At 47.1% G+C, this 21651-nt stretch carries 24 protein-coding genes; 16 read left to right on the top strand and 8 right to left on the bottom strand.

The annotated features are described in order from the left end of the window. Positions 1 to 120: 120 nt before the first annotated feature. The 3 genes from QZT80_RS19410 to QZT80_RS19400 all read right to left on the bottom strand — a co-directional run bounded on the left by QZT80_RS19410 (position 121) and on the right by QZT80_RS19400 (position 2548). Positions 121 to 582: a low affinity iron permease family protein gene (locus tag QZT80_RS19410; RefSeq protein ID WP_295125916.1), complete on the bottom strand. Its 462-nt coding sequence runs from the start codon at positions 580 to 582 to the stop codon at positions 121 to 123. Positions 583 to 665: 83 nt separating this feature from the next. Continuing rightward, positions 666 to 2126, bottom strand: coding sequence for a sigma-54 dependent transcriptional regulator (locus QZT80_RS19405; protein ID WP_295125913.1), 1461 nt, complete (start codon positions 2124 to 2126; stop codon positions 666 to 668). Positions 2127 to 2188: 62 nt separating this feature from the next. Next, positions 2189 to 2548, bottom strand: a complete 360-nt coding sequence (locus QZT80_RS19400) for a response regulator (protein ID WP_295125911.1) — start codon at positions 2546 to 2548, stop codon at positions 2189 to 2191. 323 nt (positions 2549 to 2871) lie between these two features. Here QZT80_RS19400 and QZT80_RS19395 point away from each other — a divergent pair, with 323 nt between their 5' ends. Beyond that, on the top strand, positions 2872 to 3057 hold the full coding sequence (locus tag QZT80_RS19395; RefSeq protein WP_295125908.1) for a CsbD family protein: 186 nt from the start codon (positions 2872 to 2874) through the stop codon (positions 3055 to 3057). Positions 3058 to 3624: 567 nt separating this feature from the next. On the opposite strand, the gene QZT80_RS19390 is transcribed toward QZT80_RS19395, so the two are convergent. Continuing rightward, the gene (locus QZT80_RS19390) at positions 3625 to 4080 is read right to left on the bottom strand and encodes a PA2169 family four-helix-bundle protein (protein WP_295125905.1); all 456 of its coding nucleotides are present in this window, start codon (positions 4078 to 4080) and stop codon (positions 3625 to 3627) included. Positions 4081 to 4304: 224 nt separating this feature from the next. Between QZT80_RS19390 and QZT80_RS19385 the strand changes: the two genes are divergently transcribed. Continuing rightward, positions 4305 to 4460: a lmo0937 family membrane protein gene (locus QZT80_RS19385; protein WP_295125902.1), complete on the top strand. Its 156-nt coding sequence runs from the start codon at positions 4305 to 4307 to the stop codon at positions 4458 to 4460. A 251-nt stretch (positions 4461 to 4711) separates the two neighbouring features. Here the strand turns inward: QZT80_RS19385 and QZT80_RS19380 are convergent, their stop codons facing one another. The 3 genes from QZT80_RS19380 to QZT80_RS19370 are packed head-to-tail and all read right to left on the bottom strand — an operon-like array spanning position 4712 to position 8029. Next, complete coding sequence (locus QZT80_RS19380; RefSeq protein ID WP_295125900.1) at positions 4712 to 6151, bottom strand: hybrid sensor histidine kinase/response regulator; 1440 nt, start codon at positions 6149 to 6151, stop codon at positions 4712 to 4714. After that, complete coding sequence (locus QZT80_RS19375) at positions 6148 to 6609, bottom strand: response regulator (protein WP_295125897.1); 462 nt, start codon at positions 6607 to 6609, stop codon at positions 6148 to 6150. Before QZT80_RS19375 ends, QZT80_RS19380 begins: the two co-directional genes overlap by 4 nt. Continuing rightward, a complete protein-coding gene (locus QZT80_RS19370; protein ID WP_295125894.1) occupies positions 6602 to 8029 on the bottom strand; it encodes a sensor histidine kinase in 1428 nt (475 codons plus the stop codon). Before QZT80_RS19370 ends, QZT80_RS19375 begins: the two co-directional genes overlap by 8 nt. Positions 8030 to 8347: 318 nt before the next feature. Between QZT80_RS19370 and QZT80_RS19365 the strand changes: the two genes are divergently transcribed. The 3 genes from QZT80_RS19365 to QZT80_RS19355 all read left to right on the top strand — a co-directional run bounded on the left by QZT80_RS19365 (position 8348) and on the right by QZT80_RS19355 (position 10782). Further along, on the top strand, positions 8348 to 8722 hold the full coding sequence (locus tag QZT80_RS19365; RefSeq protein WP_295125891.1) for a hypothetical protein: 375 nt from the start codon (positions 8348 to 8350) through the stop codon (positions 8720 to 8722). A gap of 115 nt (positions 8723 to 8837) precedes the next feature. Next, a complete protein-coding gene (locus QZT80_RS19360) occupies positions 8838 to 9707 on the top strand; it encodes a glucose 1-dehydrogenase (RefSeq protein ID WP_295125888.1) in 870 nt (289 codons plus the stop codon). Then, complete coding sequence (locus QZT80_RS19355) at positions 9700 to 10782, top strand: DNA topoisomerase IB (protein ID WP_295125885.1); 1083 nt, start codon at positions 9700 to 9702, stop codon at positions 10780 to 10782. Before QZT80_RS19360 ends, QZT80_RS19355 begins: the two co-directional genes overlap by 8 nt. 18 nt (positions 10783 to 10800) lie before the next feature. Here the strand turns inward: QZT80_RS19355 and QZT80_RS19350 are convergent, their stop codons facing one another. After that, positions 10801 to 11163 (bottom strand): hypothetical protein, encoded by a 363-nt coding sequence (locus QZT80_RS19350; protein WP_295125883.1) that lies wholly within the window; start codon positions 11161 to 11163, stop codon positions 10801 to 10803. 230 nt (positions 11164 to 11393) lie between these two features. Here QZT80_RS19350 and QZT80_RS19345 point away from each other — a divergent pair, with 230 nt between their 5' ends. The 11 genes from QZT80_RS19345 to kdpB all read left to right on the top strand — a co-directional run bounded on the left by QZT80_RS19345 (position 11394) and on the right by kdpB (position 21632). After that, a complete protein-coding gene (locus QZT80_RS19345; protein ID WP_295125881.1) occupies positions 11394 to 12173 on the top strand; it encodes a Ku protein in 780 nt (259 codons plus the stop codon). Between the two features lie 139 nt (positions 12174 to 12312). After that, positions 12313 to 13278, top strand: a complete 966-nt coding sequence (ligD, locus tag QZT80_RS19340) for a non-homologous end-joining DNA ligase (protein ID WP_295125878.1) — start codon at positions 12313 to 12315, stop codon at positions 13276 to 13278. Between the two features lie 20 nt (positions 13279 to 13298). Beyond that, positions 13299 to 13511, top strand: a complete 213-nt coding sequence (locus QZT80_RS19335; protein WP_295125876.1) for a hypothetical protein — start codon at positions 13299 to 13301, stop codon at positions 13509 to 13511. Positions 13512 to 13541: 30 nt separating this feature from the next. Further along, complete coding sequence (locus QZT80_RS19330) at positions 13542 to 14030, top strand: DUF4199 domain-containing protein (protein WP_295125874.1); 489 nt, start codon at positions 13542 to 13544, stop codon at positions 14028 to 14030. 175 nt (positions 14031 to 14205) lie between these two features. Next, positions 14206 to 15549, top strand: coding sequence for a sigma-54 dependent transcriptional regulator (locus QZT80_RS19325; protein ID WP_295125871.1), 1344 nt, complete (start codon positions 14206 to 14208; stop codon positions 15547 to 15549). A 578-nt stretch (positions 15550 to 16127) separates the two neighbouring features. Further along, complete coding sequence (locus tag QZT80_RS19320; RefSeq protein ID WP_295125868.1) at positions 16128 to 16274, top strand: hypothetical protein; 147 nt, start codon at positions 16128 to 16130, stop codon at positions 16272 to 16274. 17 nt (positions 16275 to 16291) lie between these two features. Then, complete coding sequence (locus tag QZT80_RS19315; protein ID WP_295125866.1) at positions 16292 to 16648, top strand: hypothetical protein; 357 nt, start codon at positions 16292 to 16294, stop codon at positions 16646 to 16648. Between the two features lies 1 nt (position 16649). Beyond that, positions 16650 to 17297: an N-acetyltransferase gene (locus QZT80_RS19310; RefSeq protein ID WP_295125863.1), complete on the top strand. Its 648-nt coding sequence runs from the start codon at positions 16650 to 16652 to the stop codon at positions 17295 to 17297. 71 nt (positions 17298 to 17368) lie between these two features. Further along, entirely contained in the window at positions 17369 to 17695 is a 327-nt protein-coding gene (locus QZT80_RS19305) for a hypothetical protein (protein ID WP_295125860.1), read from the top strand. A 185-nt stretch (positions 17696 to 17880) separates the two neighbouring features. Beyond that, positions 17881 to 19596, top strand: coding sequence for a potassium-transporting ATPase subunit KdpA (gene kdpA, locus QZT80_RS19300; RefSeq protein ID WP_295125857.1), 1716 nt, complete (start codon positions 17881 to 17883; stop codon positions 19594 to 19596). An 8-nt stretch (positions 19597 to 19604) separates the two neighbouring features. After that, positions 19605 to 21632 carry a potassium-transporting ATPase subunit KdpB gene (kdpB, locus tag QZT80_RS19295; protein WP_295125854.1) on the top strand — a complete coding sequence of 676 codons (2028 nt, stop codon included), beginning with the start codon at positions 19605 to 19607 and terminating at the stop codon, positions 21630 to 21632. The last annotated feature ends 19 nt before the right edge of the window (positions 21633 to 21651 follow it).

The raw sequence follows: 21651 nt of genomic DNA, 5'->3' as shown, positions 1-21651 counted from the left end.
GTCGGGAGAACGGAAATGATTAGAATTTATCGCCGATCACACTAGCAGTAAAGCCATGAATTCCTTATTGGAGAAAGCTTTGGGCCGCCAGCCGAAAACTGGCCAACATGTGAGCTTACGTTATTCGCCCAGTTTTTCGCGGGTATTTTCCATCGCTTCCTCAATCGAGTGCGATTCTTTTATGTCGAGGTGCTTGCAGGTAAGTTCTGCCAGTTTCATATAATACTTATGGAGGGTGTTCAGCTCCTCTTCAGACAGGTCTTCCACATCAATCAAGCGGTTACTTGCTTCTTTTGTGGCTGCAATCAGTTCGTTCAGCTTTAGTTGTATCGATTTCCCATCCTTATTCTGTGACTTTTGGATAATGAATACCATCAGGAAAGTGATAATGGTAGTGCCTGTGTTGATAACCAGTTGCCAGGTGTCGCTGAAATTGAATATCGGGCCGGTGATGGCCCAGATAACGATGATGCCCATCGCGGTAATCGAGGCCCAGGAACTACCGGTTGCAGTAATCACTTTACTGGCGAAGCGTTCGAAGAAGGGGATTTTCTTTGCTGCACGTTCTGGTTTGTTCTTCATAAAAGGGAGGTTTTACACGAAGCTACTGTAAACAGTTGCGGGTCCCAAGGGACCCGCTATGATAATCTTGCCAATAAGTGATATTAGTAGTTGATGTTCAGCAACCGTAGTTTGTTATACAAAGTTTTACGGTCGATGTTGAGGAGCTGGGCGGCTTTTGTTTTGTTATACTTTACCGCTTTAAGCACATTAATGATCTTATTGTACTCTGCTTTTAATGCCACGGCCTTGAGGTCGTTCGCATCGGTGATCATATCATGTTCTTCCAGTCCATCGGCGCCTACGGAGAAGCTTTCGCGGCTGGATTCCTCTTTGAGTTCCAGTGGCAGTGTTTCTACGGCTATTTCTTCATCGGCCGGTGTGAGCAGGCATGCACGGCGAATTACGTTCTTCAGTTCGCGGATGTTACCTGGCCAGTCGTAGCGGCGGAAGCAATCCCACACATCGCTGGAAATAGGAATGGGCGATTTGCCGAGTTCGCGCGCTACCTGTTGCATGAAGGTATCTACCAGTTGTGGTAAATCGTCGAGGCGTTCGCGTAATGGCGGTATATAAATGGTGAATTCGTTAAAGCGGTGGAACAGGTCTTCCCTGAACTTACCTTTTTGAACAGACTCAGATAATTTTTCGTTAGAAGCTACCACGAGGCGAACGTCCACAGCTATTTCCTTGAGGCTGCCTACGCGGCGGATCTGTTTTTCCTGGATCACGCGGAGCAGGGCTACCTGGATATCATAAGAAAGGTTCGCGATTTCATCGAGGAACAGGGTACCACCGTGGGCCTGTTCGAAAGCACCGATCTTAGTGTTGATGGCTCCTGTGAATGAACCTTTTTCGTGACCAAACAATTCGCTGGCTGCCAGTTCTTTGGAGAGGCTGCCACAATCTAGCGCTACGAATGGTTCGTTTTTGCGCTGACTGTTCTGGTGAATAAGGTTTGCTACAGACTCTTTACCGGTACCGGTTTCGCCGTACACGATCACGCTGTAATCGGTAGGTGCTACCAGTGTAATCTGGCGGTAGAGTTCTTTAGCGGCATGGCTTTTACCATACACATATTTATCGTTCGGTTTCGAAGATTTAAGGGAGAGCGGCGCTTTTTCCTCTTCCACAACTTCCTCCTGCGCACGGCCGCCAACAGCCGCAGCAGCGGGAGCATAGGCAGGTTCCCTAAGGGGTACAGGCTCATGCGATAGCGCTTTTTGCACCAGGGCCAGAATTTCATCCGGGTAAAGTGGTTTGGAGATATAATCGTACGCACCGTTTTTTACCATATCAACGGCAATACGCACGTCGGTATAGCCGGTAATAATGATCACAACAGTACGTGGCCTTATCTGCCTGATGTCGTTCAGGAGCTGTGCGCCATCCGTGTCTTTTAACCTGTAATCGCAGAGAATGAGATCATACGGCTTTTCCTTCAGCATTTTGAGGGCTGTAGCACCAGACATCGTTGACTCAGCTTTAAAACCATGCTTAGACAGGAATTTGCTGAGCAGCGTACAGATATTTATTTCATCGTCAATTATTAGGATACTCTTCATATTCGTATGATGTTAGCCGGGTTACTAAATTTACGATTTAAATCAGTGCCGTCCTAACGGTTTTAGCTTTTTATTTGATAGATTACTTCTTGTAAACGCTTAAGACTAAATGGCTTAGGAAGGAAATACGAGGCTCCTGCACTAAGTGCCTGCTCCATTTCCATGCCCGTGTCGTATGCACTGATGGTAACGATGGGCGTTTGAGGACACTGCTTTTTTATAGCAGGTAAAGCCTCAAGTCCTGATCCATCAGGCAGGTGTATGTCTAAGAACAGAATATCAGGTTGTTTATCTTGTATGCACTTCATACCTTCTTCTAAAGCATGCACGTACTTAACATTATAACCCCGCCTCAACAGGCTTAGTTGCAATAGTTTGCAAATATCCGGTTCGTCATCAATAATCAATATGAAATCACCCATTTTGAACTTTTGTTGCGCTATTGCGCCGTGTAAACTTGCATAGGTTGAAAAACGTCAATACAGCTACCATCCTATTTTCACAATCAATAATACTAACACTGCAATTAGCTTGCCTGAATAGGTTTATAGGACTTAATGGCATATTTGTGGAATTTTTTTCCCGCTGGGAGATATAAAAATTCCACACTCTGGCCTGCCAATTAACAAATCGATGATTATTCATGGGAGCTGGCACGCTGGTACAGTAATTGAATTATTTTTTCCGACCACAGACAGGGTCAACGGATACAGTAAAAGTTAATCATACACCAAAAACGAAAACCATGGACACATTACAAATCAAAGGTAAGTGGAACGAAATCAAAGGCAAATTGAAACAACAGTACGCCGACCTTACCGACGACGACCTGATTTATGCAGAAGGAAAGGAAGATGAGCTTTATGGCAAACTGCAACAAAAGTTAGGTAAATCAAAAGATGAAGTTAAAAAGCTCATTAATGAGCTATAAGATATTATTAAGATATTATAAGGAGAGATCTAATAAACCGTTTGTCTAGACGGTGATATACTTTTTATCATAGCTGTTGTTTTAGTTATTAGGCATCCTTTTTCGGTCTTTTTTTATGCATGAGTATTCATATTCGATGCTTCGAAAGAAGACTTAAATGGAAACGAAGCAGAGATAAAGACCTGATAGTTTTGCCTTTACACTGTCCTGCATTGAAAAATGCAGGACAGTTTTTTACAACATACAGTCTGAACTTTGTATGAGGAAGAAGAAATAAAATAGAAAGCAGTGCCGATTTGTGCTGCTTTTTTATTGGTGGCTGTGGCTTTGCGCCGGCGGGCCGGTAGTGTACGGCAAACCCGGATGATCGTTTCGGATTGACTGGCGATTGCAAAATCGTTCTCCACTTCATTCAATACAATACAACGAATTTTACCGGAATAAGAAAGAGCAAGGATCGTATTGAACCTTGCTCTTGTAATTAATGGGGACGATGGATGTTTGAGTTAAACATGGATAGTGGGATATAACAATACGGATGAATTGGGTTGGAGGAAAAGATATCTTTTAAGCATTCACTTTTTCCAGATCACGCAGGTGCCTGATTTTATCGTGAGATGCTTTTAATGATTGTTGCTGATTACGCACCAGCTGACTGATTTCTGCCGGTAATTCCGAATCTTCTTTTAGTGCTTCGCGGTAAGCCTTCTGTGCCGCATCCTCTCCATATTCGCAACTCGCCAGGATAGCGTGCCTGTTAGCGCCGCTAAAGGTCGCTTTCACGTCCATCCAGGCCCTGTAAATTTTACCGGCGAAAGTAGAATCATCCTCACGTTCTTCCCCGTTCTGGCGAAGTTTCTGGTTAAGTTCTACCTGGTAAGTTTTACTTTCTGCTATCATCTGGGCGAATAGTTCTTTCAAATCGATTTCATCTGTTTGATTGATCGCTTTCTGATAGCCTTCGATCCTGTCGTTATTAATTTTAACGAGGTCGGTGAGTACTTCGGTTACTTGATCGTTCATGACTTATTGTTTTGGTGTATACATAAGTAGACCCAAAAACTTGACCACGAATTTTTACTGCACAAACAGCGCGTAATACCTGTGAAATCTGCTGATTTTTTTCACGCATGGTGGAGGTGTGTCCACGAAAAGGGTGTTAAACACATGCTATAATGGGCAATTTGCGGGGTTTTAATACTGGCACAGAATTTTAACATATAATCATGAACCAAAAACTCCAAATTATGAGCGGCTTATTATATTTAATCGCAGTAATACTCATCATAGGATGGGCGCTTGGCGTGTTTGTTTACTCCGTTACCGGACTAATTCACGCATTGTTAGTATTGGCAGTAATTGCTATACTGGTTAACATTATCAGGGGCAGAAACCCGGTTTGATAATTTTGCCTTAACATAAATGAGGGTTGATGGTTAATACCGTCGACCCTTTTTTATTGTATTCCGGGCGGTAAATCATTCCCGGGGATGAAGGGTGCGACCTGTTCCCGGTATACGAGCGCGATTCACTGTGCTACAAAGCCCGATGGGTTTGTTCAATAAATTTAGTTTTGACGGGCACGGAACACGCCTCTGCAAATAAGTAAAGCCGCAACTGGCGGTTGCGGCTTTACTGTTATATCAATGAAGACTTACTGAACAGGTAACAATATTACAAACTCAGTTCCGTGGCCCCGTGCGCTTTCTACATGAATAGAGCCTTTGTGGTTAAGGATGATGTTTTGTGTGGAGGTTAAGCCCAAACCGGTACCTTTTGTTTTATCGGTAAAGAAGGGCTCAAACAGCCTTACCTTGTTTTCTTCCGGAATGCCAATACCATTATCTTTAATACGAATGCAAACCTTATCCTTTTCCAGGTAGGTGGTAAGGGTAAGCACACCTTCATTAGGTTTCATGGCCTCGATAGCATTGATCACGATATTTAGTAAGGCGATAATCATTTTATCTATGTCCAGCTGTAGTATTACATCCGGGCGCATCAGGTTCTTTTCTACCTTAATACCGTTCAGTTGCAGGCGGTCCTGCGCATGTTCCAGCGTTTTAAGCAGCAACTGGTTGGCAAATACAGCTTCGGGATGGAGGTCCATCATGCGGGTGCTTTGCAGCAATTCGGTAACCAGCTGGTTAATGCGGTGGCAGTTACGTTCTACAATGTCGAGGTACACTACGCTTTCTTCCGGGTTGGGCGAAACGGGTTCCAGTTTAAACTGGCTTACGGCCAGCAGGATGTTCGTAAGCGGGTTACGTACTTCGTGTGCAATTACGCGCGCAATGCGGCCTGATACCACGAATTTCTCCTGCTGACGTTTTTCCAGTTCTTCACGTTTACGCCGGGTAATATCTTCTGCCACGCAAAGGAAAACATTGTTCTCTTCGTCGAGCATATTGGCATTTACCAATACATCGAGGCGGTTGCCCGATTTGCTTTTGAAAATATACTCCACGTGTGTGATCGCGTCCTCTTTACAAATCTCTTCCACAAACTCTCCTCCCTGCTCCTTTTCCAGGAAAAGGTCCTGCATATGCAGCTCCAGCAGTTCGTCTTTACTGTACTCCATTTTACGCAGAGCGGCAGGGTTGGCGTCGATAATCTTTTTATTGCAGTCGGCCAGCAGGATAAGGTCGTGCGACTTTTCGAAGATGCCAAAGTACTTACGCTCGCTTTCGGCAATGGCGCGCAGGTGGCGGAACTCGTCGAGTACGTAACGTACCGTTCTTTCCAGCACTGCGGCCGATATTTCCCCTTTCACAAGGTAATCGGATGCGCCGGCTGTCATGGCTTCCTTATCTATGGAGTAATCGCCCTTACCAGTAAGTATGATCACAGGTGCCTTATAGGCGATCTCCTGGAAGTGCCGGAGAATGTCGATACCAGTGTACTGCCCGAGCCGGTAATCGATCAGGTAGATGTCATGGCCCCGTTTAGCGATAGCGGCAATTCCCTCGTTGTAAGTGCCAGCCCAGTCTACTTTGTACTGGCCGGGGGCGATGTCGTCGAGAAGGCTGCTTACAAGGAAGTAATCATCTTCATCGTCGTCGATCATTAATATTTTTACTAAATCTTCTGTCATCCGTTTATATAAGGTAGTTCTGAAATGTGGAGCCAATAACGTTGGAATACTTTGGTAAACTCTACCAGACCTTTGTAGGTGACCGGTTTTATTACATAACTGTTTACCCCAAGTTCATAGCTTTTTAAAATATCATTTTCTTCGGTAGATGTGGTAAGTACCACTACTGGCAAAGTCCTAAGCTCACTGTCTGTTTTAATTTCCTTCAGGGCCTCGCGGCCGTCTTTCTTAGGCATGTTAAGGTCCAGCAGTACGATATGGGGAAAGGGATATTTCAAATCGTCGGCATATTTTCCCTTTCTTTTCAGGAACTGAACAAGCTCTTCGCCATTTTCCACGAAACAGAGAGGATATACCAATCCACTTTCGTCGAACGCGGCTTTTATCATTTCCCGGTCGTCCACATCATCATCTGCAATAAGTATGCACTTTTTGTCGGATAAGCCAGTTTTATTCATCCCACTTTTGTTTGAAAGGTAACACAACGATCATGGTGGCTCCTTTTCCAGGGCTGCCAATTGCACTTATATTACCATGGTGGGTATCCACTATTTTTTTACAGATAGCCAGTCCTATGCCCGTGCCCTGGTATTCGCTCATGCCATGCAGGCGTTGGAAAATCAGGAAGATGCGCTCTGCATACTCTTGTTCAAAGCCAATTCCATTATCGGCGATGGTAATGCGTACAAAATTATCGTTCCACTTATTTTCTTTCGCAAAACCGGTATCCCTGCCCGTAATTACTTCACTGGTAATATTTATTTCCAACGGTCTGCCTGGATGGGAGAATTTAACGGAGTTAGACACCAGGTTCTGAAAAAGCTGTAGCAGCGCCGTGTGGTTACCTTCTATTACCGGCAGGGCTACGGTGTTTACTTTAGCGCCTTTCTCCTGCAAACTTACATCCAGGTCGGTCATTACTTCGCTCAGCACGGTGTTAAGATCAACCGGTGCAATACTTTCCGGTGATATACGGCCTGCCCGTGAAAAATGAAGCAGGTCATTAATCAGTACCCGCATACGCGCTACCGCACTCACCATTCGTTCCAGCAACTGTGCAGCCTCTTCGGGCAGGTGTTGCTTGTACTTCATTTGCAGCCTGTCGCTGAAGGTGGATATTTTCCGCAACGGTTCCTGCAGGTCGTGCGAGGCTACATAGGCAAACTGCTCCAGTTCCAGGTTGGATTTGTTCAATAGTAAAATGTTATCCTGTAGTTCGCGCTGGTAGCTCTTCATCCGGGCCTCTATATGTAACTGCAAATGGAACTCTTTGTTCAGTACCACATAAGAATATATACCGATAAAGATGGCGAGCAGCGATACGATAAGCAGTACGGGTATCCAGAGGTTGGAGAAAAACCGGAAGTTCTGCGACCGGTGTTTGAGTATATTCTCCTCGATCCGCCTCATGTCCAGCACCTTTTTATCGAGCCGGTCCATGTTTATTTCTCCTTCCCGTACCGCCGCCTTGGCACCGGTATTGGTGGTGCGGTGCGTTTGGGATTGTAGTAACTGGTAATATTTAATATCGAGCAGTTCCTTTAATGTATCGAGGTGGCGCTGTTGGGCGGGATCGTCGGAAGTAATACGCCGCAATAGCCTGTATTCATCTTCAATGATCCGGTTGCGCTCCAGCATGCTTGGCTGAAGAAAGGTGCTGTCGCCCGTGAGATTATACCCGCGCACAGCCGCTTCGGCCGACTTCAGCTCCTTGATAATCACCTCCAGCCTGCGCGAAACCTCTATGGTATGACTAAACATATTGGCATTATCAACAAGGTTTTTGGCTACCAGGTAAGAGAAAAAGGAAGCCGCAATTATGATGGTAAAGGCGACGTAAAACCCGTAACGTATTTTTTTATGTAGTGCGCTATGCATCGTAATTTATAGGGTAAATACAAGTTAAGACTTAAAAATCAATTCATTGCACTGAATAAAACCGCAGCCCCTGTGGGAAAGAATTTCTACAAAAGATAATCCCATTTCTACATGAAACCCTTATTAGCACACACGATATACAGCAGTTGCGCTTGCTCATCCGCAATAATCATGCATTTTAAACGCCTATTTGGGACAAAGTGTTAAAAAAATGGGACGGTCGTTCATCGGGAATGGCATTTGATCCGTTTAAAATGACTACACACTTAAGAAACTGAAGCATGGAAACCGTATTAGAAACCGTTAAAATTATATGTTATGAACAATTCTGGCAATAACCCAATTTCACCCGTAGCACAAAAACCTGCTAACCGTCCGGATACTGGAAGTATGGGCCACCAACCCAATACCGGTCACCTTCCTGATGAGGAAAAGTTTCCGGAAGATCCTGAAGCGCCGGTAACACAAGATGGGACACAAAAGGAGCCGAAAGCAGAAGGGGAAGACGTTGATGCGCTGACTAACAACGATACCATTCCTGCCCAGGACAAAAAAGATATAGAGAAGAAACAGCCGCTTAATACAGAAAGTGAGGAGAACAATGATGTGGAAGAAAAATCTTCGGATACCGATTTGGCCGGCGGGGAAGAAAAAGTGGACAATTCAGATCAGTATCCATTCCCTAACAGATAAGAAAATACAGGCGGCCCGGACTAAACATTGTTTTTTCCCAAGTTGATCATCCATCAATTATAAATCGAAACAACAGACGGGCCGTCTGTTATTTTAAAACGGAAACCCTTACATCATGCAGAAAACGAACGAAAAGCAGGAGCTGCGGCCACCGCAGCATCAGGACCACCAGCCGGGTGTGGAAACAGAAATGTTTCCCAAACCTGTATCGGAAAATAAAACATCTCCCAAGCGCGGCCGCCTCGAAGGCAAAACGGCTATTATCACAGGCGGTGATAGCGGTATAGGCCGGGCCGTAGCGCTGGCCTTTGCCGATGAAGGTGCGGATGTACTGATAGCTTATCTCGAAGAAGAGGAAGATGCTTACAATACCCGCAGGGAAATAGAAGAACGTGGCCGCAAAGCGGTATGCGTGCCCGGTGATATTAGTGTGGAAGCACATTGCGATGAACTGGTATCGCAGGCATTAAGTGCATTCGGTAAAATTGATATACTCGTTAATAATGCGGCGGTGCAATACCCGCAGGAAAAACTGGAAGATATAACGGCCGATCAGTTACACAAAACGTTTTCGGTAAACATCTTCGCCATGTTTTATCTCACTAAAGCAGCCCTTAAATATATGTCTAAGGGTTGTGTAATTATTAATACCACCTCGGTAACCGCGTATCGCGGGAGTGCCAACCTGGTAGACTATTCCGCTACCAAAGGCGCTATCGTAAGTTTTACCCGTTCGCTGGCCGCCCAACTGGCCGATCGCGGTATACGTGTAAATGCTGTAGCACCGGGTCCTGTGTGGACGCCTTTAATTCCCGCCACATTTCCGGCGGACCATGTAGCCGAATTTGGCTCCGATGTACCTTTAAAAAGAGCGGGTCAGCCTGTGGAAATTGCCCCCAGCTACGTATTCCTGGCTTCTGACGATGCCAGTTTTATGACCGGGCAGGTGTTGCACCCCAATGGAGGAGAAGTAGTAAATGGATAAGATAGCCGCTATCATTACCGACCCTGTTGCCATTGCAAAGGCGGTACACCTGCGTTATGTTTCTGCCTCGTCCGCCGGTTTTACCCGGCAAAAGAAGGGCGACAACTTTATCTACCTTGATAAAGAAGGAAAAGAAATCAAAGATGATGATATATTGAAGCGCATCCGCGGGCTGGTGTTACCACCGGCCTGGCAGGATGTGTGGGTTTGCCCGTACGCCAATGGCCATTTGCAGGCTACTGGCATAGATACGATGGGCCGGAAGCAATACCGCTACCATACCAGCTGGCAAAAGGTACGTAACGAAACCAAGTACGACCGCCTCTATCTTTTCGGGCAGCAACTACCTCAGATACGAAAACAGATCAGTAAAGATATACGCCGTAAACAGCTCGATAAGCAAAAGGTGATCGCTATTGCTTTAAGGGTGATGGAGGAAACGCTGATACGCGTGGGCAATTCATCTTATGAAAAGTTATACGGCTCCCACGGACTCACCACACTTCGTAACCAGCACGTGAAAGTGAATGGCAGTAAAGCCTTTTTTAAATTCAAAGGAAAGAAAGGGGTGATGCACCAGATAGAACTGAAGCACGCTGCCCTTACCCGCCTGCTTAAAAAAGTACGCGACATACCCGGGCAGGAGCTATTCCAATATTATGATGGCGATGTGGTGCATAGCCTGGACTCCGGCGAGGTGAACGAGTATTTAAAGAATGCTACGGCCGAGGAATTTACGTGTAAAGATTTCCGCACCTGGGCAGGTACAGTACACGCGTTAAATATGATGGCCGAGCTGGGCCCCTACGAAACTTTAACAGAATGTAAAAAGAATATCCTGGGAATTATAGACGGTGTGGCCTGCAAACTGGGGAATACACGCGCGGTTTGTAAAAAGTATTACATACATCCACAGTTGTTTGAGATGTACGAAGCGGGTACTATTACCCCTTATGTTGACATGATAAGGAAAAAGAAAACCGCCCCCGGAGCTTTAGGGGCGGATGAAAAGTGTTTGCTTTCGCTATTAAAACATCTTCTATCCGGCCGTAAAACATCCCGTAGGGCGGCCTAGTTAAAAGGGCCGCGGTTGTTAAAGACCGCCGTAAATCAATTGTTCCTCACGGTCTTCCACCGGAATCTTTTTCAGGAAGTCGTCGAAGCCGCTTTCGTCATGGGTGCTGTACACGCCATAGGCGTCCAGCACATAACCTTTGCTGCCGTCTTTATCTTCCATCAGGTACAATACAGAGGAATCGGAAGGGTCGGACTCGCCCTCAAACCTATAGGTCTTAATGATCTTCAGGTCTTCCGGGTTGTAGATCTTCTGTTCCGCTACTGACTGCATCCTGCCGTGATCACTCATTTTAAGCTCGTTATCATATCCCTTGCTGTGCAGCTTATTCATAACCTGCGAAAGCGTATTCATTACTCCGGGTTTCTGAGGTGTTTCCATAAAATCATGTTTTAATGAGATAATCATGTTTTAGTTGGTAGAAAAATCCAAAACACATGCCACCAAATTCCGGCGCAAATTTTGCGAAGTACTTCGCGACTCGTAACAGTTAAACCCTGAAAACAAAATCCACTGTTCCCCCAAGTTATGCATATAGAAGTAACGACCATCTTGATTCGCAGGATGGTCTTTTTTTTGTATCATATTCGGGTACACCAAAACTCAAGCACATGCGATCAATCTGGACAGGCACACTGGGCTTTGGCCTCGTAAACATCCCGGTGAAACTTTACAGCGCCGTACAGGACAGCCACGTTGACCTGGATATGCTGGACAAGAAAGACCACAGTAAGATCCGCTTCCGGCGTGTGAATGAGAAAACGGGCAAGGAAGTAGCCTGGGGCAATATTGTAAAGGCGTATAACCTTAATGACGAGTACGTAGTACTGGAAGATGCAGACTTTGAGGCCGCCAGCCCCAAAAAGAGCAAGATGATTGAGATTGAGTCCTTCGTACAACAGGAGGAAATAGACGATATCTACTTCGAAGCCGCGTACTTCATAGAACCCGATAAAGGAGGTGGTAAGGCTTACGCCCTGCTGCTGCAAACCCTCGAAAAAACCGGGAAAGCCGGTTTCTGCCGCTTCGTATTACGCAGCCAGGAGAACCTGGCCATTGTTCGCCCCCGCGAAAACTACCTGCTGCTACAGCGCCTCCGCTTTGGCAATGAGGTACGTACCGCAGACGATCTAAAGCTTCCTACTGATGTGAAAATCAATAAGAAAGAGGTAGATATGGCCACCAAACTGGTGGAGGAATATACCGAGGCATTCGATATCAGCAAATACAAAGATGAATACACCGCCGAATTGATGAAGATCATTAAAGCGAAGGCCAGTGGCAAAAAGCGTCCGGTGAAAAAGATGAAGGTGGTGCATACCCGCAGTACCGATTTGCTCGACCAGCTGAAAGCCAGTTTAGGCGGAAATGGAAAGAAACGGGTGTCGTAAAGCAGTGCTTACCTGCAACGAATGTAGAATCGATTCCACAATTTGTGTAAGCGGCTACTTTTATTAGTAGCCCAATTCCCGTTATGAAAAAAATCCGCCGCGCCTATTATGAAAACCAGCAATAAAAAAAGGGAATAATATGGAACAGGCAACCCAAACAAGGAAAAAACACCACAATGCAACCCCAAAAGGGGAAGATGATGTAGTGGTAAAATTGAACGGTCACCCGGTAAACCTGACTAACCGCAACAAAATTTACTGGCCGGAGGAGGAGATTACGAAAGGAGAGCTCGTAGACTATTATCTTTCCATTTCTGACATCCTGCTGCCACACTTAAAGAACAGGCCCTTATCGCTGCACCGTTTCCCGAATGGCATCAACGGCATTAGCTTTTACCAGAAAGACCTGGATGTGAAGAACATCCCCGCCTGGCTTAAAACTATTCCCATCCACGCTGCTTCCACAGGTAAAAACGTAGACTACCTTATTTGTAATAACGAGGCTACACTGGCCTACATGGCTAATCTGGGTTGTATAGAAATCAACCCATGGCTTTCCCGTAACCCTAACCTCGATCACCCGGACCACGTTGTACTCGACCTCGATCCGGAGGATATTTCCTTTAAACATGTGATAGAAACCGCACTTTGCATTAAAGAGATACTCGACGAACTGGAGCTAGAGAGTTATATAAAAACCTCCGGCTCCTCCGGGCTCCACATCTATATACCGGTAGCTGGTAAATATGATTACGAAACCTGCCGCACGTTTGCTGAGTATGTGGCCAAACAAGCCAACGGACTGTTACCTAAAACGACCAGCGTAGTAAGGGCAAAGGTGCAACGTAAGAATAAAGTGTACATCGATTACCTGCAAAACAGTTTCGGGCAAACCGTAGCGGCCCCCTACTCTGTAAGGCCGCGCCCTGGCGTAACCGTTTCTGCCCCGCTACTGTGGAAAGAAGTGAATGAAAAACTGAAGCTGGAGGACTACCACATCAATAATATGGCGAAAAGGCTTGAGAAAATGGGCGATCTGTGGAAAGATATCCATAAACAAAAGAATGATCTTAAGCGGGTTATGAAATTTATAGCAGGAAATTGAAATGGCGCAATAGTTGAATTATGAACCAACAGAACACCGATAGTATTAACGCTATGAACAACACAAACAAATTTCCTACAGGCCTGTTATGGAAAGGCCTTGCGGCCGGCGCAGCGGTAGCCCTTCTTATTTTCGCGCTGGAAAAGAAGGCTAAGAAAAGGTTGGCGCTGGATGAGGGTGATATGCAGCGTAAGATGTACCGCAGGATTAACAGGACAAGGATTGCGTCGTAGCGGATTTGTTCACGTTTAAAACGACAGGTTATGCAAACAGTACACACACAGCCAAGGTTAACGCCCATTTATGGGTTGCTGATCGCCGCTATCTCCATCGTGTTTACCATCATATTTTACCTGACTAATCATTCGGATAACCTTTGGACTGGTTACTTCGTACACCTGATCTTATTTCTCGGAGTGTTGTTCTCCGTTATACATTATAATAAGATAAAAGGCGGCGGCGCTTCTATACCGTCGCTGTTTAAGATGGGGCTGCACACTACGTTGCTGGCCGTGGTTATCGTATCAGTATTCACCATTGTTTTCCACCTTATTATTGAATCGTCTGCCGGCGCAGGTGGCGTACCTTCCGATGGTAACGAATTAAGCGATACCAGTCTTTACAAACGTGAAGGCTTCTGGATATTCCTGGTAAGTAATGTATTGTTCGTAAACGGTATACTGGGGCTGCTGGCTTCTCTGCTGGGTGCCATTTCTGTAAAAAGAAACCAGAAAACCGAGAAAAGAACATAGCGCTTTTTTCGATAACCAATCCTGGTGAAACCATCAATTGCATCCCGTCCCCACCCCGAAACATGAAAAACTTGTACAGAAAAAATTAGTGTAGTATAGAGAGGGGGCGGGAGCATTGACTCCCGTTTTTTTGTTTGCCCATACTTCACTTACCTTTGCCCTACATTTTTGCATAATGGCCAAAGGAACAATCCTTATTATCGACGACGAAGACCAGTTACGTAAGCTGATGGGCCGTTTGCTCGCCCTGGAAGGTTACACCGTTTTAGAAGCGGCCAACGGTCGTAGTGCGTTAAAACTGCTGGAAAAAGAAGAGGTGCAGGTAGTGCTGTCGGACGTTAAACTGCCCGATGCAAATGGTGTGGAACTGGTAACCGAACTTCGTAAAAAGTACCCCGAAACAGAAGTGATCGTGTTAACCGCTTACGGTAACATCCCCGATGGTGTTTTGGCCATTCGCAACGGGGCTTTCGACTATATTACAAAAGGTGACGACAACCACCGTATTATCCCATTGGTGAGCAAGGCCATAGACAAATCGCTCTTGCAGTTCCGGGTAAAGGCGCTGGAGAAGAAGATATCCGGCAAGTACGGCTTCGATAATATTATAGGTGTTTCTGCCGAAATAAAGGCCCCCATTGCGTTAGCGCAAAAAGTAGCCGCTACCGATGTAACCGTGTTGTTGCTGGGCGAAACCGGTGCCGGTAAAGAAGTATTCGCACAATCCATTCACCAGGCCAGCGATCGCCGCTCACAGCCCTTTGTGGCGGTAAACTGCAGCGCCATTGGTAAAGAGTTGCTGGAAAGTGAACTGTTCGGTTACAAAGCCGGGGCTTTTACCGGTGCCAATAAAGACCGTACAGGTTTCCTCGAAGAAGCCAACAAAGGCACCATCTTTCTCGATGAAATAGGTGAAATGCCCATGGAGCTGCAAGCCAAACTATTACGCGTACTCGAAACCCGCGAGTTCTATAAAGTAGGCGACGCCAAACCCGTAAAGGTCGATATCCGAATCATCGCCGCCACCAACCGCGACCTTGAAGCCGAAATAGACCTCGGTCATTTCCGAGCCGACCTGTTCTACCGCCTTTCCTCCTTCACCATCAAACTCCCGTCCCTGAACGAACGTCGTAAGGACATACCCTTATTGGCAGCGTATTTCATCAGCACGCTGGCACCAAAGCTCAACAAAAAAGTAGAAGGTATGAGCGCCCCCTTCGCCGATGCCCTGCAACACCACCACTGGAAAGGCAACATCCGCGAACTCCGCAACGTCATCGAACGCGCCATCATCCTCGCCGATGCCAATACACTTGAGCCCGCAGATCTGCCCCTCGATTTCCACTGGGCACAGCACCCCGCCGGCGCCAACAGCTTCCGCCTGGCCGATATAGAAAAGCAGCATATCATCAAAACCCTGCAACACACCAAAGGCAATAAAACCAAAGCCGCCGAACTTCTCGACATTGGCCTCACCACGCTCTACAATAAACTCAAAGAGTATAACATTCATTCTTAGGGAACAGGCATCAGGAATACTATTTAGCCCCCGTTGCGTCGCACTCTTCAGCAAATAGTTACAACATTGGTCATTAACAATTCGTGTCGCAAACACACCCGTGTGCTAAAAAGACGCCTTACCGTCCGCTCACCGTCCGCTCACGTTCCGCTTCACCTTACTCTCACCATACTTCCTCTATACTTCCTCCCGGCATCGCCTCCTCCACTCGTCATCACGAACGAAGTGAAGTGACCCGTCGCTTCAGTCAAAAGCCTCGCACCAGAATAATGCAGGCGCAGCAATAACGACCCCAGGCCGTAGAGTAAGAGGACCGGAGTGGTCGTGGAAGTGGGTACACAACGAGCCATGACCTTCGCCCATGAGAGGAGTAACCGCTGAAGGGTGTGACACAACGGCGGCCCCATCCTGCCCCCGCCGCCCGTCCCCCCAAATCTGAAAATACCATACAGAAATTGAAGGGTATATACACCGACAACGCCACCTGCCAAACTTATAAGGTATTATATATCAATCTGTTAATAGTGATTGGATCAACCCGGAACACCCTTTGGCATATCTCCCGAAACATTACGATCATGAAACCGAAACTGATGATGCGGCCAGGGTACACAAGGCCGCGGTTTAAACCGGCACCGAGGCATCCCTTTGTGATGTATTACCTGCTGACGGCACTGTTTGTTGTATCGCTCATTGCCCAGCTGCTCATTAAGATTTTCCAATAGTTAAATACGGACTCACTATGATCAATCAGTATGAAGTACCTGCTATGATAGAGGATGCGCTGCCTGAACTGTGTAAACCTTTGCGCCAGTTCCCGGCAGTGTTCCACATCTACGAAACCATGAGCTGCTTTACGGTATATACATGTAAGCAGATAATACGCGGCGACTTCGCCCTGGCAGGCCGCTGCCTGCAACTGGCAGACAAGCTGTACAGCCGGGGTAACGAAAAAGTGAAGTACGCCATCGAACAATATTTCCTGCCGGTGTTATCGGCGCTGCCGGTACAGAACGCGGCAGAACGCATCAAACTCTATTCTATTATTCCATCGCACCTGTACAGCAGGTTTATCAACGAACAGTTAAAGCATTCCTAATATGGAAACAGATTCGCCGGACGTCATCGTCCGTATAGCCACGCCGGCCGATATTGATTTTGCCCTGCCGATAGTGGCCGAAATGGAAGCCAGCGCCCAGGCGCGCGGTACCGGTATTGCTAAACGCGACCCGGAAGTAATTAAACAGAAAATACTGGCGGGCAAAGCCATTATCGCCTTTACCAAAGAGGGCGTATGGGCTGGGTTTACCTATCTCGAAACCTACGACCAGGGCCGTTTTGTAAGTAACAGCGGACTGATCGTGCCACCGGGCTTTCGTGGTTTAGGCGTAGCGGCCAAACTTAAACAACGGCTGTTTGAATTATGTCGCTTCCTGTACCCGCAGGCGAAGTTATTCGGTATCACAACCGGATCGGCGGTGATGAAAATTAACAGTCGCCTGGGTTACGAGCCGGTTGCCTTCGCAGAAATTACCCAGGACCCAACGTTCTGGAACGGTTGCAAAAGCTGCGTGAATTACGACATCCTGGAACGTAAACAGTTTAAGAACTGCCTGTGTACGGCCATGTTATTTGAGCCTCCTAAGGAAACCTACCATGCGGATTTTGAAAACCACCCTTCCGTTTCTGAAGGGTGGGTGGTATCCGCCAATCGCCAATTGGCCTTAAAAAATCTTATTAGATATTGATAAGCAGGTAGTTAGTGATGCCTGTTGGCACACTGGCACTTTGCTGGCTTATACTGCTGAAACAAAAAACAATGATACCCGACGAAAACATATCACAACTCATCGCCCGGCAGGTGCCCGACTTTAAGGTGGGCCAGGGCAAAAGTGTATCCAATACTATACATGCCTTTATGGAATATACCAGTGCGCTGGTGCGTACCGGTCAGCTGCACGAAGCCGGCAGGTGTTTCCGTATGGCAGGCGTGCTTTACCGCAATGGCAGTAACATGCTGCGAAACGCTATTGAAAACGTGTACATCTATGGCGTATCGCCGCTTATCGACATGTATAAACAACCGCTGAACGAGTTATTGCCACTGTCGTTGAAACAGGTACGTATCCAACATCATCAAATATAAAACTATGCTCACGATCGCTCTTTTCGCAGCAGCTATTGCCTGCTTCGCACTACTCTTCAAATGTGCCGATTACTTCGAAAAAATTTAAGACCATGATGACCGCTTTATTTATGCTCTCTCTCCTGGTGTTTGGCTACATGATTTACGTACTGCTAAAGCCAGAGAAATTCTAAACGCTAACAACTATGAACACAGAAATTGCAGGCATTATTTTCATCTTCGTACTCACGGTAATAATTGCCTTGCCGCTCGGTAAATATATAGCGAAGGTATACCTGGGCGAACGTACCTGGACCGACTTCCTGAAACCGCTCGAACGCGGGATCTATAAACTTTCCGGTATCAATCCCAATGAGGAAATGAACTGGAAACAACATCTCAAAGCATTGCTCACTATCAACTTTGTATGGTTTGTATATGCTTTCTTCATGTTGCTTTTCCAGGATAAACTGCCAATGAACCCGGATGGTAATCCGGCCCAAACGCCCGACCTGGCCTTCAATACAGCCATCAGCTTTTTGGTGAACTGTAACCTGCAGCACTACTCCGGCGAAACAGGTGTTACTTATCTCACCCAGATATTTGTACTGGCCTTCCTGCAGTTTGTGAGTGCAGCAACGGGTATGGCCGCACTGGTGGTGGTGTTTAAAGCATTGAAAGAAAAAACGGCGACACAGCTGGGCAACTTCTGGCAATACTTCGTGAAATCGATCACCCGTATTTTATTACCGATCTCCATTTTGCTGGCCATCATTTTCACCTTTAACGGCATGCCTGCCAGCTTTGAAGGCAAAGGGCAGTATGTGTCTGTACAGGGCGATACGGTGAATGTATCCCGCGGGCCGGTGGCTGCTTACGTAGCGATTAAACACCTGGGTACAAATGGTGGCGGATGGTTTGCCGCCAACTCTGCGCATCCGCTGGAAAATCCCAGTTATATAACGAACATCGTTGAGATGCTGGCACAAACGATCATCCCGCTGGCCATGATATTTGCGTTCGGCTTCTTTATCAAACGACGCAAGTTTGCATGGGTCATATTTGGGGTGATGACGGTGGGTATGCTGTGTTTACTGATACCTACTATTATCTCAGAAGTGAATGGCAACCCCGCCCTTACTAAGATGGGCATAATGCAAAGCACCGGCGCCATGGAAGGTAAAGAAGTGCGCTTCGGCCCCGCCGCTACGGCTTACTGGAGCATCGTTACCACGGTCATTTCTACCGGTTCTGTAAACGGCTGGCACGATAGCACCATGCCCATCAGCGGCATGATGCAAATGCTCGCCATGATGACCAATGCCTTTTACGGCGGTTGCGGTGTGGGGATACTGAACTACTTTATCTATATCATCATCGCCGTATTTATTGCGGGCCTCATGGTAGGGCGTACGCCTGAATTTATGGGGCATAAAATAGAAGCGCGAGAAGTAAAGATCGCCGCGATCATCGCGTTGCTGCATCCCTTCCTGATATTGGCGGGTACTGCCTTGTCTTCTTACGTACTCTCGCACAATTTGGGCGCTGCCTGGGCCACCCCGCCGGGCAACTGGTTGAATAATCCGGGGTATCACGGCTTCTCGGAAATGCTGTATGAGTACACATCTGCCACCGCCAACAACGGCTCCGGTTTCGAAGGTTTAACGGATAATAACGTGTTCTGGAACGTTACCACCGGTATTATCCTCATCGTGTCACGCTTCCTGCCGATCATTGGCCCGGTGGCCATTGCGGGTATACTGGCGCAAAAGAGATTTGTACCCGAATCGGCTGGTACACTGCGTACGGATACTGCCACTTTTGGTATGATGACTTTCGCCGTGATCGTGATCCTCGCTGCCCTCTCGTTCTTCCCATCGCTGGCCCTTGGCCCGCTGGCTGAGTATTTTTCAATGTTATAATCGTAATCATGAAACAGGAAAATAAATTATTCCCGAAAGCATTGGTGAAAGAAAGCCTCGTGCAATCTTTCATCAAACTCAATCCCAGGCTGATGGTCAGGAACCCCGTGATGTTTATGGTGGAACTGGGCACGCTGGTGATGTTGTTTGTAACGTGTTACACTTTATTTACCGGCGATACTTCGCAAGGTTCGCTGGCCTACAATATCATTGTACTTTTCGTATTATTCCTCACCGTATTGTTCGCCAACTTTGCAGAAGCTATTGCCGAAGCGCGGGGTAAAGCGCAGGCCGAAAGTCTGCGTAAAACGAGGGAAGAAACGCCGGCTAAGCTGGTCGTAGCAAATGAGATGAGGATAATTTCATCTGCACAACTTAAAAAGGGCGACGTGTTCCTCTGCGAGCCAGGCGATATTATCCCCGCTGATGGTGAGATCATAGAAGGTTTGGCCAGCATCGACGAATCGGCTATTACGGGCGAAAGTGCGCCGGTAATACGCGAGTCGGGTGGTGATAAATCGAGCGTGGTAGGCGGTACGAAGGTTTTGAGCGACCATATTAAAGTGCGGGTAAGCACAGCTGCCGGCGAATCATTTTTAGATAAGATGATTGCGTTGGTAGAAGGTGCCAGTCGCCAGAAAACGCCGAATGAAATTGCGCTGACTATCCTGCTGGCCAGTTTTACGCTGGTGTTCATTATCGTGTGCGTAACGTTAAAACCATTTGCAGATTACGCCAATACAACGATCACGATCGCCGCCTTTATATCCCTCTTCGTATGCCTCATACCCACTACCATCGGCGGTTTATTATCTGCCATCGGTATAGCGGGTATGGACAGGGCGCTACGCGCCAACGTGATCACTAAATCGGGCAAGGCGGTGGAAACTGCGGGCGACCTGGACGTATTACTGCTCGACAAAACAGGCACCATTACCATCGGTAACCGAAAGGCCACTAACTTCTACGCTGCCAATGGTGTTTCGCAGGCCGGGTTCGTAGAGCTGTGCGCCTTAAGTTCGCTCTCCGATGAAACGCCTGAAGGTAAATCGATCATAGAACTGGCGGGTAAAGAAGTAGTCAATAAACTAAGTGTACATGGCGCCACGATGGTACAATTTACCGCCGAAACAAGAAGCAGTGGTATCGACCTGCCCAATGGCACCCGCATTCGCAAAGGTGCTTACGATACCATGCGTGGTTTCGCGGAAAAGGCAGGCCACGCCTTCCCTGCAGAAACAAAAGAAAGAGTAGAAACCATTGCTAAAGATGGCGGTACGCCACTGGTAGTAGCACTTAACGGTGAAGTAAAAGGTGTAATAGAGTTACAGGATATTATTAAACCCGGCATCCAGGAACGCTTCGAGCGCCTGCGCCGTATGGGTGTAAAAACGGTCATGGTAACGGGCGATAACCCGCTTACAGCTAAATACATTGCCACCAAAGCGGGTGTGGACGATTTTATCGCCGAAGCCAAACCGGAAGATAAGATGCGTTACATCAAACAGGAACAACAGCAAGGTCGCCTGGTAGCCATGATGGGTGATGGTACCAACGATGCTCCCGCCCTGGCACAGGCCGACGTAGGCGTGGCCATGAACAGTGGTACCCAGGCCGCCAAAGAAGCCGGTAACATGGTGGACCTCGACAACGATCCCACCAAACTGATCGAGATCGTGGAAATAGGCAAACAGTTACTGATGACGCGCGGCACACTCACCACTTTTTCTATTGCGAACGACGTAGCCAAATACTTCGCCATCGTGCCCGCACTGTTCATCGCATCTATCCCCGCACTGGAGGGTTTAAACATCATGCACCTGCACAGTCCCGAGTCGGCCATACTGTCGGCCGTGATCTTTAACGCCATCATTATTCCCATACTGATACCGCTGGCCCTTAAAGGCGTGGCGTACAGGCCCATCGGCGCCAGCGCACTGTTACGCCGTAACCTGTTCGTGTACGGCATTGGTGGTTTGATTGCTCCGTTCATTGGCATTAAGCTGATCGACATGCTGATGGCCCTGTTCTTTTAATTTCTTTAAATCATTTATA

It is taken from the genome of uncultured Chitinophaga sp. (assembly GCF_902168175.1).
Lineage (GTDB): Bacteria > Bacteroidota > Bacteroidia > Chitinophagales > Chitinophagaceae > Chitinophaga.
The sequence above is the reverse complement of the archived record's forward strand: the minus strand, read 5'-3'. Positions and strand labels throughout refer to the sequence as shown.